This window comes from Virgibacillus sp. GM2-2 (assembly GCF_055329585.1).
Map to the genome: position 1 here is coordinate 1 of NZ_JBUZWC010000098.1, position 262 is coordinate 262.

At 70.2% G+C, this 262-nt stretch carries 1 protein-coding gene; it reads right to left on the minus strand.

Annotation, left to right across the window (positions count from 1 at the left end; all coding sequences use genetic code 11):
- A partial coding sequence (locus ACY9Z2_RS19115; protein WP_463611262.1) for a tetratricopeptide repeat protein occupies window positions 1–262 on the minus strand: 262 nt, incomplete at both ends.

The following is a 262-nucleotide window of genomic DNA, read 5'->3' on the forward strand; positions in this document are numbered from 1 at the left end:
GGCTCGATGATCTCCAGGATCGCGATGTAGGTCTTGCGCGCGAGGTCCTCGCTCCAGGCCTTGTCGCGCATCAGGATCTCCAGCAGTTCGTCCATGGCCGCCGTCCAGCGCTGCTCGGCCACCAGCAGGCGCGCGCGGTCGTAGCGCGCCTGGAAGTCGCGGCGGTTGGCCGCGATCTTCGCGTCCTCCTGGGCCGGGTCCGGATGCGCCTGCGCGAAGGCGATGGCGTCCAGCCAGCGCGCAAGTGCGTCCAGCTTGCGCG